Annotated in this window: 7 protein-coding genes; 1 reads left to right on the top strand and 6 read right to left on the bottom strand. The window is 60.7% G+C overall.

Features of this window, described 5'->3' with window-relative positions; translation table 11 throughout:
* Positions 1-71: 71 nt before the first annotated feature.
* Positions 72-1,448 carry an NAD(P)/FAD-dependent oxidoreductase gene (locus MUN80_RS08315; protein WP_244722190.1) on the top strand — a complete coding sequence of 459 codons (1,377 nt, stop codon included), beginning with the start codon at positions 72-74 and terminating at the stop codon, positions 1,446-1,448.
* Positions 1,449-1,700: 252 nt separating this feature from the next.
* Here MUN80_RS08315 and MUN80_RS08320 read toward each other — a convergent pair whose 3' ends face one another.
* The 6 genes from MUN80_RS08320 to MUN80_RS08345 all read right to left on the bottom strand — a co-directional run bounded on the left by MUN80_RS08320 (position 1,701) and on the right by MUN80_RS08345 (position 13,814).
* Positions 1,701-2,075 (bottom strand): PH domain-containing protein, encoded by a 375-nt coding sequence (locus MUN80_RS08320; RefSeq protein ID WP_244722192.1) that lies wholly within the window; start codon positions 2,073-2,075, stop codon positions 1,701-1,703.
* A 221-nt stretch (positions 2,076-2,296) separates the two neighbouring features.
* Entirely contained in the window at positions 2,297-2,707 is a 411-nt protein-coding gene (locus tag MUN80_RS08325) for a hypothetical protein (protein ID WP_244722194.1), read from the bottom strand.
* Positions 2,708-2,834: 127 nt separating this feature from the next.
* Positions 2,835-5,189 carry a M1 family metallopeptidase gene (locus tag MUN80_RS08330; RefSeq protein WP_244722195.1) on the bottom strand — a complete coding sequence of 785 codons (2,355 nt, stop codon included), beginning with the start codon at positions 5,187-5,189 and terminating at the stop codon, positions 2,835-2,837.
* Positions 5,190-5,309: 120 nt separating this feature from the next.
* The gene (locus tag MUN80_RS08335) at positions 5,310-5,900 is read right to left on the bottom strand and encodes a HupE/UreJ family protein (protein ID WP_244722196.1); all 591 of its coding nucleotides are present in this window, start codon (positions 5,898-5,900) and stop codon (positions 5,310-5,312) included.
* 148 nt (positions 5,901-6,048) lie between these two features.
* Positions 6,049-10,191: a DUF8696 domain-containing protein gene (locus MUN80_RS08340; protein ID WP_244722197.1), complete on the bottom strand. Its 4,143-nt coding sequence runs from the start codon at positions 10,189-10,191 to the stop codon at positions 6,049-6,051.
* Positions 10,192-10,808: 617 nt separating this feature from the next.
* The gene (locus MUN80_RS08345) at positions 10,809-13,814 is read right to left on the bottom strand and encodes a beta strand repeat-containing protein (RefSeq protein ID WP_244722200.1); all 3,006 of its coding nucleotides are present in this window, start codon (positions 13,812-13,814) and stop codon (positions 10,809-10,811) included.
* Positions 13,815-14,159: the final 345 nt, after the last annotated feature.

The raw sequence follows: 14,159 nt of genomic DNA on the forward strand, positions 1-14,159 counted from the left end.
GTAAAGGCCAAGGATGCCATTGCCGCTATATAAAAGCGGTTACCTTGGCTCGTTCCTTTCAGCAAAATCCTATGGACACGAATCTTCCGGTTTCCTCTCAGCCCCGCGTCGTGATTGTGGGGTGCGGTTTTGGTGGCCTGCGCCTGGCCAAGTCCCTGCGCGACGCGCCGGTGCAGGTGGTGGTTATTGACCGCAACAACTACCACAACTTCCAGCCTCTGCTTTACCAGGTAGCCACCGGCGCCCTGGAAGCCGACAGCATTGCCTACCCGATTCGCAAGATTTTCGCCGGCCAGAAAAACTTCTTCTACCGCATGGCCGACGTGCAGCGCGTGGACACGGCCAGCAACACGGTGCAGACCAGCGTGGGCGACATTCGCTACGACTACCTAGTGCTGGCTACCGGCTCGCTGACCAACTTTTTCGGCATCGAAAGCCTGGAGAAAAACGCCATGCAGATCAAGAGCATCCCGAATGCCCTGAACCTGCGCAGCTTTATCTTCCAGAACTTCGAAAAGGCCCTGCTCACCGAAAACCCCGAGGAAAAGCAGGCCCTGATGAACATTGTCGTAGTCGGCGGCGGCCCGACGGGCGTGGAAATCAGCGGCTCACTGGCCGAGATGCGCAAGCACGTGCTGCCCAAAGACTACCCCGAGCTGGACTTGAGCAAGATGAAAATCATCCTGGTTGAGGCCGGGGCGGAGCTGCTAGGGCCCATGTCGGTGAAGTCGCAGCAGGATGCAATGCGCTACATGCAGGAGCTGGGCGTCGAGGTGCGGCTCAACACCCACATCAAGGGCTACGAGAACTGCCGGGCCTACTACTCCGAAACCGACTTTATCCCGACCGAGAACCTGATCTGGGCAGCTGGGGTAAACGGGGCCGCCGTGCCGGGCATTCCGGCCGAAATCGTGGCCCGCAACAAGCGCATCAACGTGAACCAGTGGAACCAGGTGGAGGGCCTGCCCAATGTGTTTGCCATCGGCGACGTGGCCAATATGGTGACTGAGGAAATGCCCCGCGGTCTGCCTATGCTGGCGCCCGTAGCTCAGCAACAGGCCGAGCTGTTGGGCGACAACCTACAGCGCATCATCAAAGGTCAGGCCCCCGTGCCGTTCGTGTATAAGAACAAAGGCGTAATGGCCATTGTCAGCCGCAACAAGGCTGTAGTCGACCTGCCCAAGGACGTGCACTTCAGCGGCATCTTCGGCTGGTTTACCTGGCTGTTTGTGCACTTGATGACGCTCGTGGGCTTCCGTAACAAAGTGGTGGCCTTTGTCGACTGGGCCTTCAGCTACTTCAGCTCCGACCAAGCCCTGCGCCTGATTATCCGCCCCTTCAGCCGCCGCGACGTGAAAGACGACCAAGGCAAGAAAAAAGCCGAGCACGCCACCGGTACCCCCCAATACAACCCGACCCCGCCTGCCATCCAGACGCCAGCGGCGTAGCGGTGAGATGGTGAAATGGTGGACTAGTGAGTTTGCTGTCCGGCTGGCGCTAATTGCGGCAATCCATCATTTAAAATGTGCCGAGCTTTCTAAACTGAAAGCCCCTTCCTACACGCTGTAGGAAGGGGCTTTCTGGTAAAAGGACGTTTCGTACTACGCAGAGGACGGATTGCTTCGCAAGCTCGCAATGACGGAAGCAAACGTGCTAGCCGAAAGACAAACTCACCAGCTCACCATCTCACTATTTCGCCCCTACAGGGCATACTCGGCCAGAGCGCGACTGATATCGTGGATGCTGCGGTCGTCGCGGAAGTTCTTGCTGATAGGCTCGGCCTGGCCGCGAATCCAAATTTTGAGCTCGGCGTCGAGGTCAAAGTGGCCGGTGGTTTCCATCGAGAACCGTTCGATGCTGCGGTAGGGCACGCTCAGGATTTCGCGCTTTTTGCCCGTAACGCCCTGCTTGTCTACCAGAATCAGGCGCTTGTTGGTGAAAATGATCTGGTCGCGGATGATGGCGTAGGCTTTTTCAATCCGCTCCCCGGTGGCCAGAATCTGCGTGAGCTCCTGCTGGAGTTCCTGCGCGTCGTTTTCGGAAGCATTGCCCAGCAGGCCGTCGAGAATTCCCATAGTTGTAGTGATTTTGGTTGCGGCTGCCAAGCTAGGAAATACTAGTTGGTTTGAGCACAAGCCTTTTCTAAAAGAGCCGAGCCGAGTTGAGTCGTCGTAATTGCAGGAAGCAGAAGCCTTGCTTTCCTGCCCAGACAAGCGGCGGCTCTAATGAGAGCAGCCCACGGGAATTCCGCGGGCTGCTCTCTGTTAATGTCAGACACTACGGGCTGAATTACCGGCTAATCAGGCTTGGTCTGACCGCAGCCAACGGTGCTCACGTTGCTCAGCGTTAGATGCGGAATGGGCAGCGGTACCGTATTCTGAGGGCAAAACGCATTTGACATGTTCGGCCCCTCGGTGTAAGTGAAGTAGATGGTCTGACCTACCTCCACCACTTGCCCGTCAATCTTTAATTCGGGCTTTGACTGCTGGAGCAGGTTCACCCCGGCTACCAGGTTCGTATGCTGCCCGTGGGCTTTGCCAATGGGGTAATTGCTGTCCATCTCGATTAGCACGCCATCCATGCAGGCGGCGCCGACAACTTTGCCGGAATAGCAGGCTGGGGCGGGAGCTTCGTCGATGCAGCCTTCCTGGCAACCCGGCAGAGCTAATAAGGAGACAAGAGCAAGAGCGGAGAAGAGGTGGCGCATATGCAGGAGGGTAAGGAGGTTGGCTAAATGTTTCAAAGAAGAGCCAAGCGCGTGGTCAAGGGTTGCACGCATAAAAAAGGCCGGGCACTAATGCCCGGCCTTTTTTGGCTTGTTTCCGCAGAGACAATTAGTTGGTGCCACCCGTGCTGCCGCCCCCGGCGGGCTGGCGCTGCTGGGTGGTGCTTTGCTGCTGCATGGGGTTAGGCGCGGCCTGCTGCTGCTGCTGATACAGCTCGAAACGTGAGGGAGCCAGCTTGCGGGGGAAGCTGTTGTTGCTCAGGTCCGTGTCGGCCGTTTCCTGAAAAGGGTCCAGGCTGAAGCTTACCACGGGCTTGGGCGTAATGACGACCTTGGTCACGTGCTCGTTGTTTTTGCGCCAGATTTCGGCCGGAATGTTTAGCATTTCGGTTTTGCCGTCCTCGAAAGTCATCTGCACGATGACCGGCATGGTCAGGCCGCCGACGTTGCGCAAATCCAGCTCGTAGAAGTGCAGGCCGGCGTTGAGGCGGCTCTGTTGCTCAGGCGTGAGCGTGCTGACGTATTTCTGGTAGCGGGCCCGGTCGGCGTCGGTGGTGGCGGTGGGGTCGTAGTTGTTGTAGAAGTCCTTCAGGTCGGGCTTCTCATCCACCACCGTTTTCTTGATGTCCTGCATGTTGCGCTGCTGGCTCAGGGTCTGGGGGGCGCTGTTGAGCATTTCGCGGCGCTTGGCATTCTCGATTTCGGGGTTCTTGGAGTCGACCGTGTACCACTTCACGCCTTCCAGGCTCAGGTCGGTGTGGTCGGTGGTGTAGAACCAGCCGCGCCAGAACCAGTCGAGGTCGGTGCCCGAGGCGTCTTCCATGGTGCGGAAGAAGTCGGCCGGCTCGGGGTGCTTATAGGCCCAGCGCTGGGCGTAGGTTTTGAAGGCGTGGTCGAACAGCTCCCGGCCCATTACCGTTTCGCGCAGGATGTTCAGGCCGGTGGCAGGCTTGGCGTAGGCGTTAGGCCCAAACTGTAGCACCGACTCCGAGTTGGTCATAATCGGGGTTTGCAGGCTCTTATCGGTGCGCATGTACTCCACGATGTTCTTGGGCTCGCCGCGGCGCGAGGGGTAGCCCCGTTCCCATTCCTGCTCGGTCAGGTACTGCACGAACGTGTTCAGGCCCTCGTCCATCCACGACCACTGCCGCTCGTCGGAGTTAATAATCATGGGGAAGAAGTTGTGCCCCACTTCGTGAATAATCACCGAAATCATCCCGTATTTCCGGTCGGCTGAGTAAGTGCCGTCCTTCTCGGGGCGGCCGCCGTTGAAGCAGATCATCGGGTACTCCATGCCGCCCACCGGGCCGTGCACCGAAATAGCCACCGGATATTCGTAGTCGATGGTGTGCTTGGAGTAAGTCTTGATGGTGTGGGCCACGACTTCGGTCGAGTACTTGCCCCACAGCGGGTTACCTTCCTTGGGGTAGTAGCTCATGCAGAGCACCGGGTTGCCGGCCTGCTCAATTTCCATGGCGTCCCAGATAAACTTGCGGGACGAAGCCCAGGCGAAGTCGCGCACGTTTTTGGCGGCGTAGGTCCAGGTCTTGGTGCCCGAGGCCCGCTTTTGCTCAGCCCGTTCGGCTTCCATCTGGGTTACAATCAGCACTGGCTTCTTGGCCCCCCGGGCCTGGGCCAGACGCTTGCGCTGAGTAGCGCTTAGCACTTGGTCGGGGTTCTGCAACACGCCGGTAGCGCCTACCACGTGGTCGGCGGGGGCGGTGATGCTCACGCGGTAGTCACCGAAGGGCAGGGTGAATTCGCCGCTGCCCAGGAACTGCTTGTGCTGCCAGCCGCGCACGTCGTTGTAGACGGCCATGCGGGGGTAGAACTGGGCAATTTCGTAGAGGTAATTCTTGTCGTCAGGGAAGAATTCGTACCCGCTCCGCTCACTGATTTTGAGCTGGTCGTTGATGTTGTAGTGCCAGGCTATGCTGAAGGTCACTGACTGCTTGGGCCGCAGGGGCTGGGGCAGGTCGATGCGCATCATCGTGTGGTTGATGGTGTGCTTCAGGGCTTTGCCACCCTTCATGGCTACCGACTCAACCTTGAACCCGCCGTCGAAGTCGGAGCGCATCAGGTACTCCATGGCCTGAAACGACATTTTATCCTTTACCTCGCCCACCTGGGTGGAAGTGGTGATGGAGTTCTTGTCGAGGATGTTCTGGTCGAGCTGCACCCAAAGGTAGGTCAGCACGTCAGGCGAGAGGTTGGTGTAGGTAATGTCCTCGGAGCCTTTGATGGACTGAGTATTGTCGTCCAGCGTGACGCGGATGTTGTAGTCGGCGCGCTGCTGCCAGTAGTCGGCGCCGGGCGCCCCGGAAGCCGTCCGGAACGAGTTGGGCGTGGGCAGCAGCTGGTCGAGCTGCTGGAATTTGTCGGTTCCGGAGTTGGTATTCTGGGCCAGCAGCGGGGCCGCCGTCAGCGTCGCCAGGCCCGCGACCAGCAGTAAGTTTCTGAACATAGAAACAGTATAAAGAGGCGAAAAATCAAGAAAATCAGCGCGGTACGTACTTGCGCACGGCACCTGGAAAGCAAAAGACAGGGACGGCAGCCAAACGCTGCATCAAGCGGGCATAGTTTCTTAAGTGGTAAGGTTTTGCAGCAACAAGATTACGGCAATGCCGCCCGCCGCGCCGCTCACGACCAGAATCCAGTCGCGCCGCGCTACCCGCGCCGCTCGCAACACCACAAAGCCGACTGACAGGATCAGGGCCACGATAAGCAGCTGGCCCAGCTCCACCCCGATGTTGAAGGCTAGCAACTCGGCCAGCGGGCGGCTGCTTTGGCCCAGCAGCTCGCGCAGGTAACTCGAAAAACCCAGACCGTGAATCAGGCCAAATACGGCGGCCAGCAGATTGGGCAGGGCCCAGAGCAGGGGCTGGCGCCGGGTGTCCTGACCAGCCTGGCGCAGGTTGAGCAGGCTGGTCAGCAGAATAGTCAGCGGAATCAGAATCTCAATCAGGCGGGCGTTGTATTGCACGAAGCCCAGCGTGGCCAGGGCCAGCGTAATGGAGTGCCCGATGGTGAAGCTGGTAACCAGGGCTACCACGCGGCGCCATTCGGCGGCGGCATACGGCGCGCACAGGGCCAGCAGAAACACCAGGTGGTCGTAGGCCTGCAGGTTGAAAATGTGGAAAAACCCGAGCTGCAGGTAGGTCTGAAAGACGGACATGAAAGTAAAGCTACGGCACTAAGGTCAGAAAATAGCTACGGCCGGCCTTGGTAATGAGCTGTAAAGGGGCAGTGGTAAGACCCATCCGGAAAACAAAAAGCCCCACCGCAGCGCGGCAGGGCTTTTCGATTTTACCGGAAACGAAGCGTTAATCCTTCACGATACGGCGGATATCGAGGCCGCCTTCCGTCTTGGCGCGCAACAGGTAAACACCAGCGGGCTGCGTAGTCAGATCCAGCCGCACCGTACGGGCGCTGCTGTTGCCTTCCACTGCCGTGGTGAATACGACCTGACCCAGGGCGTTGATTACCGTCAGCTCCGTAGGTTTGGCATAGCCCGTCAGTTCCACGGTGAGGTTACCATCGGGGGTGGGGTTGGGATACACGCTCAGGCTGGAGCCGGCCAGGGGCTTGACGCTGGAGCTTACGACCAGGGCAATAGAAGGGGCCGAAGCGCAGCCGCCAGTGGTGGTCACGACCGTGTAAGTACCGTATTGGGCGGCCGAGTTAATGACGTAGCTCTGGCCCGTAGCGCCGGCAATGGCCACCCCGTTGAGGTAGAACTGGTTACCCGTGGCCGCACTCGAGGTGAGCGTGGTGACCGACCCGTTGTACTGCACCGTGATGGTCGGGCGAGCTGGCGTCGGGGTAATCGTAATGGTGGCCGTGGAGGTTACGGCTGCGCAGCCACCCGAAGCGGCCACGGTGTTGGTCACGGTGTAAGTACCCGGCGTGCTGGCCGTCAAATTAACTGCACCGGTAGTAGCATTCAGGCTCAAGCCCGTAGTCGACGAGAAGGTGCCAGCCGAAGCACCCGAGGCCAGCGTAGCGGCTACCGTGCCCGTGCTGCCCGCGCAGTACGTACCGGCCGCGTAGCTGAAGTTAGCCACCGGAGCCGCCGTGATGGTCACCGTGGTAGTGGCCGTGACGGCCGAGCAACCACCCGCAGCAGCTACCGTGTTGGTTACGGTGTAGGTGCCGGGCGTCGAAGTCGCGAGGTTGATAGCACCGGTCGTGGCATTAATGCTCAAACCCGCAGTAGAGCTGAACGTGCCGGCAGTGCTGGTGGCAGGAATTACAGCCGTCGGGTTGGTGCCCGAGGTGCAGTAGCTGGCTGCCGCGTACGAGAACGTAGCCACCGGAGCCGCCGTGATGGTGACGGAAGCCGTGACCGAGGAAGGGCAGGTGCCGCTTACGCTGTAGGTCACGGTATAGGTGCCGGGCGTCGAAGCCGCGAGGTTGATGGTACCGGTCGTGGCATTCAGGCTCAGGCCCGAAGTCGAGCTAAACGTGCCACCCGTGGTGCCCGTTATCGTGGCGGTGGGGTTGGTGCCGCTGGCGCAGAACGTGGTGGCCGGGTAACTGAACGTGGCCGACGTGGCGGGGTTGACCGTCACGGCCACCGGTGCCGAAGTAGCCGTGCAGCCGCCGTTGGTCACAATAACGGTGTAGTTGCCGCTGGCCGAAACCGTAGTGGTGTAGGTTGCGGAGGTAGCACCGGCAATATCAACTCCGTTGAGTTGGAACTGGTAGGTAGCGCCGGCCACGGGCGTGGCGTTCAGCGTGAGTGTGCCCGAGCCGCAGAACGTGGTGGGCGTGGCAGCAGTCAGTGTGGCCGTTGGCACAGGGTTTACCGTCACGGTTACGGGGGCCGAGTTAATCTGGCGGCCGTCGTTGGTCAGAATCACCGCGCGGAACGTGGTAGTAGCCGTCAGGTTGCTGAACGTCAGCGTCGGGGTGGTATTGGGCGTGGACAAGGGCGTGAAGCCCGAGCCGGTGTTGACTTCGTACGTCAGAATGGTACCGGTGTAGCCCGTCAGGGTAAGGGTGCCCGAGTTGGTGCCCGCGCAAACCGTGTTGGTCGAGCTGGTCAGCGTGCCGCCTTCGGTGTTAGCCAGCACGAAGAAGTCGTTACCGGGAGTTAGGTTCAGCGTCGAAACCAGGCCCGGGGCGGGCGTAGTGGCCGCCGCACCACCGATGGAAGCATACGTGCCGTTGGCCGTAGCGGCCTGGGCTACCACGGCCGTAGCAGCGCCGCCGAGGACGTCGTCGGCACCGTAGCTGAGCTGTATCGTGGCCGTAGCCGGCAGGTTGGCCGTGTTTTCGAGGCGCACGTAGCGGGTGGGGTTCAGGCTGGAAACTGGGGCAATGCCGGTGCCGTTGGTGTTACCACTCACAACCGTAGCCGTGAAAGTCTGGGTAGTGCTGGTCGTGATGCCGTTTACTACTACCGGGCGCCAGCCGGACGCGTCGCCCACGGCGAAGGTGCGGCTAACGGCGGTGGCGCTGTTGACGGCAATGCCCAGCGGGCCTTTCACGTACGACGTGGCCGAACCAGTAGGAATAGCGCCGGCGCTGGGGCCAAGCACGAGCGTACTAGCGACCGAGGTCGTCAGCACGCCGCTGGTCAGAATCAGGGAAGCATTCGAAACGCCGGGTACGGCTACAGAGCCGCCGGCCAGCGTTACGCCCGCCGGGTTGCTGATGGTGATGACATCGACCACGCGGGTGGCCGGAATTTCAAAGCCAGTCGTGCGGTTGGTCAGTTCCGGAGCATAAATCAGTTGCAAAGCGCCGGTGCCGAGGTTGAACGTCGGAGCAGAGGCAAACGAGCCGCTGGTGCCGGTGTTGGCCGTTACGCCCACCTGAACCACGAAGAAAACGGCCGAACCGTCGCCGATGGTCAGGTTGCTGGTGCCGTTGAGGTTGCCCGTGAACATGTTGACGCGAGTCACAACCAGCGGCATGTTCAAGGTGGCCCCACCGCCGCTGTTATCCACGCTCAAGGTGCGGATAGTAGTGGCAGTGCCCGTACCCCCGATGGTCTGGGGAGTCGAGCCGGCAAAGTACAGCGTGCTGCCAGTAGTAGTGCCCGTCAGCGTGCCATTGTTGGTAATGGTAGCACCTAGCTGGAGCAGCAGGAAGCCGTTCAGGTTCAGGTTGGTACCCGTGTTAATCAGCGTGGTGCCGTATACGTTGGTCTGACCCTGTAGCACGGCCGTTTTGGCGTTGGTCGTGTTGTCAAGGTTCAGGTTGGGGAACGTGCCACGGATGCGGAAGTCGAAGTTGGTAGCCGTAGCCCCCACGCCCACGTTCACCGTGCCGCCCGAGTAGTTGTAGGTGCCCGCTACGTAGTAGTCAAGCGGGGTAGTGGCCGTGCTGCGCTGCACCAGGTTGATGGTACCGCCCGAAATAGTGGTGGTGCCATTCACGCCAAATGAAGGAGTGCCCGACGCGTTACCCACGGTGGCTACGTTGATAGTGCCGCCGCTCAAAGTAAAGGTCATGGCTGCCGCGGCCGTGGCACTGGTAAAGCTGGTAAAGCGGCCCACAGTGCTTAGCGTGCCGCCTTCCATGGTGTATACCGAGCCGGTGCCGAAGTTGAGGGAGTTGCCGCTGGAGTTACCCACGTTGAACGTGCCGGCCGAAATGCGCAGCAAGCCGTTCACGACGGGTGAGCCGGTTTGGCTGGCTACAGTAAAGTTGGGGTTGTTGAGCCAGAAGCCGCCGGTGGCCGGAATAACGTACGATGCGGCGTTGCTGAACACCCGGTTCGTGACCGTATTGGTACCCGAAATTTTCAGGGTGCCAGTCATGTCATCCACCGTGTTGGTGGTGATGCGCGTGGAGAGGAAGCCGTCGGTGGTGCTCGTGCTACCCTTTACCGACAGCGAGGGCAGAATCATCTCCACCACATCGGCCCGCACTGCCTTGGCCAGCGACACGGTTTGCAGGTCGGTGGTGCCAGTACCAGTGAAGGTCGCGTTGCCGGCGCCGGTGAAGCGCAGGTCCGAGCCAATGGTAGAGCTGGCGCTCAGGTCCAAGGTGCCGTTGTTGGTAATGCTGCCGGCCACTTGCAGGCTGTAGGCAGTGGTAGCCGAGGTTTGCAGCGCGCCGGTGGCCGCTACGGTCAGGGCGCCGCAGGTGGCAGCCACGTCCAGCGTCACGGTAGCTCCCGCCACGATGGTTACGTTGTCAGCCGCCGTGGGCACTACGCCGCCCACCCAGGTGGTCGGGTCGCTCCAGTTGCCGCCGGTGGCCGTCGAACTGATTTCCGCCGCAATTTTTCGCAGCGCCAGGGTTTTGGTGGGAAGCTCAGTGCGGGTGGCACTGGTGGCGGTAGCAGGACGGGTAGCGCGCTGCTCGGTGGTGGGCAACGCCAGGCTGCGCAGCTGCGCCTGCGCGCCGCCGAGAGTAAACAAGCCCAGGGCGGCCGTCAGCAGGGGGCGCCACGTCTGGCGACCTGCGGCAGCCTTCTGTGCCGTACCTGTTTTGGGTAATGTGTCTTGCATAGAGGTGATAATAGGTGGGAATGGAAAAAATGATGAAATGGAAGTGAAGAATGCGTAGCACTGCGGTTCAGCTGTGGGGCCGAAGGCAGGGCTACACGGGAAAAGCCAGAGTCGGAAATGGATAAGGGTTGAAGCCACTGCCCGGCGTTGCCCAATCAGCTAGTGTCAATCAGCTTACTAGCAGAGGCAGGGAGGCAGTACTCGTGTAAATATGAGACCTTTCCCAGGCATTTGAATTATGAAAGGACCGATATCTGTAAATAAAGTGTCGAGCTTTTGAGTGGGCCTTGTGCAAGGCCGCAATACCGGAAATATTCAATGCCGGCTCCCACGCTAAGCAAGCTTGCAACCAGTCCGTTTTGCTGACTTTTCACGGCGGTTGCGACGCTTCAAATTTCTCCTTCGTAGGTCGGCGGCAAGCTTGGGACGAGCTCCGGGAAAAGGGCGAAGCAACGAAGTAGTCCGCTAGTAGTTGCGGTGGAATCAAGCCCCTAAGTTTACTGCTACTGCGCTGAACTATATGCTTGGATAATCGCCTTGACTTGGGCTGCTCTGAATAAAGCAAAAAGCCTCTCCGCAGTGCGGAGAGGCTTTTTTTAAGTAGCTCAGAGTCCAGCTTATTCCTTTACAATGCGGCGGGTGTCGAGGCCGCCTTCAGTTTTGGCCTGCAGAATATAAACGCCGGCGGGCAGCTTGCTCAAGTCTACTGCTTGCTGGCGCGTGCCCGTAGCGGCCGGTACGGTGGTCGAATACACCACCTGGCCCAGCGCATTGAGTACGCTCAAATTCACGGCCTTGCTGTAGCCCGTCAGTTCCACGGTGAGGTTACCATCGGGGGTGGGGTTGGGATACACGCTCAGGCTGGAGCCGGCCAGGGGCTTGACGCTGGAGCTTACGACCAGGGCAATAGAAGGGGCCGAAGCACAGCCGCCGGTGGTGGTCACGACCGTGTAGGAGCCAAACTGGGCGGCCGAGTTAATGACGTAGCTCTGGCCCGTAGCGCCGGCAATGGCCACCCCGTTGAGGTAGAACTGGTTGCCCGTGGCCGCACTCGAGGTGAGCGTGGTGACCGACCCGTTGTACTGCACCGTGATGGTCGGGCGAGCTGGCGTCGGGGTAATTGTAATGGTGGTTGTAGCAGAAGTACCAGCGCAGCTGCCGGAGGCGGCCACCGTGTTGGTCACGGTGTAAGTACCAGCCGTGGAGGTGGCCAGGTTGATGGCACCTGTCGTGGCGTTAATGCTCAAGCCCGTAGTCGACGAGAAGGTGCCAGCCGAAGCACCCGAGGCCAGCGTAGCGGCTACCGTGCCCGTGCTGCCCGCGCAGTACGTACCGGCCGCGTAGCTGAAGTTAGCCGACAGGGCATTGGTAATGGTTACGGTCTGGGTAGCCGAGGAGGGGCAGGTGCCGGCCACGCTATAGGTCACTGTGTAGGTGCCGGGCGTCGAAGCCGCGAGGTTGATGGCGCCCGTCGTAGCATTGAGGCTCAGGCCTGAAGTCGAGCTGAACGTGCCACCCGTGGTGCCCGTCACCGTGGCGGTGGGGTTGGTACCGCTGGCGCAGAACGTGGTGGCCGGGTAGCTGAACGTGGCCGACGTGGCGGGGTTGACCGTCACGGCCACTGGTGCCGAAGTAGCCGTGCAGCCACCCGTTGTGGTAACCACGACGGTGTAGTTGCCGCTGGCCGTAGCCGTGTACGAGTTGGCCGTGGCCCCAGCAATGTTGCTGCCGTTGAGCTGGAACTGGTAGGTAGCGCCGGCCGTGGCTGGTGCGGTCAGAACGACCGAGCCACCCTGGCAGAACGTGGTGGAGCCGCCGGCCGTGAGCGTGGCGGTAGGAGTGGCCTGAATAGTAACCTGCGTATTGGCTGTGGAAGCGCCGCAGCTACCGGAACCGGCCACAGTGTTGGTCACGGTGTAGGTGCCGGGCGTGCTGCTGCTCAGTGTAATAACACCGGTCGTGGCGTTAATGGTCAGGCCGCCGGGAGTAGCCGTGAACGTGCCCGCAACTGCCCCGCCCGTAAATACGGGAGCCGGGTTGGTGGTGCCTGAGGCGCAGTATGTCGGGTTGGCATACGAGAAGGTCGCCAGCGGAGCCGAGGTAATCGTGACGGTCTGGGTACTGGTGCTGGGGCAGGTGCCGCTTACGCGGTACGTCACTGTGTAGGTGCCGGGTGTCGAAGCCGCGAGGTTGATGGCGCCCGTCGTGGCATTCAGGCTCAGGCCCGAAGTCGAGCTAAACGTGCCACCCGTGGTGCCCGTCACCGTGGCGGTGGGGTTGGTGCCGCTGGCGCAGAACGTGGTGGCCGGGTAGCTGAACGTAGCCGTCGTGGCGGGGCTGATAGTAACCGTGCTGGTTGCCGTTACGGCCGCACACGTGCCCGAGGCCGCTACCGTATTGGTGACGGTGTAAGTGCCGGGCGTGCTGGTCACCAGATTAATAGCGCCGGTAGTGGCGTTGAGGCTCAAGCCCGCCGTCGAGCTGAACGTGCCGCCGGTAGCGCCGGCTGCCAGCGTAGGCGTGGGCGTTGCTCCGTCGCCGACGCAGTAAGCGGCGTTCGGGTAGCTGAATGCCGCCGTGGGCGCCGCCGTAACGGTTACCGTAGCCGTGCTGGAGCAGCTGGCACTAGTGGCGTAGGTCACGGTGTAGGTACCGGGCGTCGAAGCCGCGAGGTTGATGGCACCGGTCGTGGCATTAATGCTCAGGCCTGCCGTCGAGCTGAACGTGCCGCCGGTCGTGCCGCTGATGGTGGGCGTTGGGTTGCTGCCGTTGGTGCAGAAGCTGGCCGCGGCGTAGGTAAAGGTTGCGTTGCAGTTGGAGCTGGTGCTGACCTGACCCGCCACGCGCACGTCGCGCAGTAAGGCGTAACGGCCAGCCAGGCTGCTGCCGCTGGCGTAGTAGAGTCGAATAGTCAGGGTTTGGCCGCCGGTAATGGTTACGCCGCTGCCCGAAGCCAGGGCCAGGCGGTAAGTTTGGTTGGCGCCGGTAATCTCATTGCGCAGAAAAATTGGGTCGGCGAAGGTACCCGTGCCGGTACCGGGAGAGGAAGTGCGCGTCGTCAGCGGACCAATAGGCCCCGTGCCGCCGCCGGCTACCTCCGCCGAGTCGCTGGTAAAGCCCGACCGGGAGTAGGCCACGGCGAGTTTCAGGTCGCTGGCCGTGTTGTTGAAAGCCGACCACAGCACCAGGGAGTCGGCCCGCAGGGTGGCGTTGGCTGCGGCCGTAACAGCAAACTGGACGTAGTACACGCGGTTGAGGTTGCTGCCGGGCAGTGGTACAAACGACCCGTCGCCGCTGGGCGAGGAGCCGAAGGCGGCACCGAAGCGGGACGAATACGGCTTGATGGCGGTGCCCAGCGTTACGTCCGAGAGGTAGAAGTTGCGCAGTGTTGCGGAGCTGGGCAGAATACCGGTAGCCCGCACCGCGGCGCTATCCTGGCTGTTGGCCTTCAGCGGCCACCATTGCAGTCGGCCGGTAGTGGTAGTTTGGGCCAGACCCAGGTGGGAGGCCGTCAGTAACATCAGCAATACCCAGAGCAGCCGCCAGCCCGAGGGCCGCTGCCGCACAACAGGGGGATGCTCATCTGTGCCAGACAGATGGCGGGAACGTAAGGTTGCAGTCATAGGAACTGAAAGTAGGAGTGGGGAATGGGAGCGTATGTGGTGGGAAGAATACTGAAAAAGTCCTTTTCGCAACCGTCCAGGTATGAGGTGGCTGCGTATGCCCTTACGGCAATGGGAAAGAAAGGGTACAGCGTCTAGTTAGATTTGTGCACCTAGCTCTAAAAGCCCTTTTACGACTCATGCACGGCAGTTTTTTACTAGCCGGTGCGCTCTGTTGTTGGCGGCCGCCGCGCTGGTGGAGCTTGGTAAAATGGGCTAATAATTCCTGGTTAGCGTCTGCCCTTATATAGCATTTATGCTTTATTAAAGTCAATTTGCTTAGTAGCAGGCTACTTGCTGTCGGCT

Source organism: Hymenobacter cellulosivorans, assembly GCF_022919135.1.
Lineage (GTDB): Bacteria > Bacteroidota > Bacteroidia > Cytophagales > Hymenobacteraceae > Hymenobacter > Hymenobacter cellulosivorans.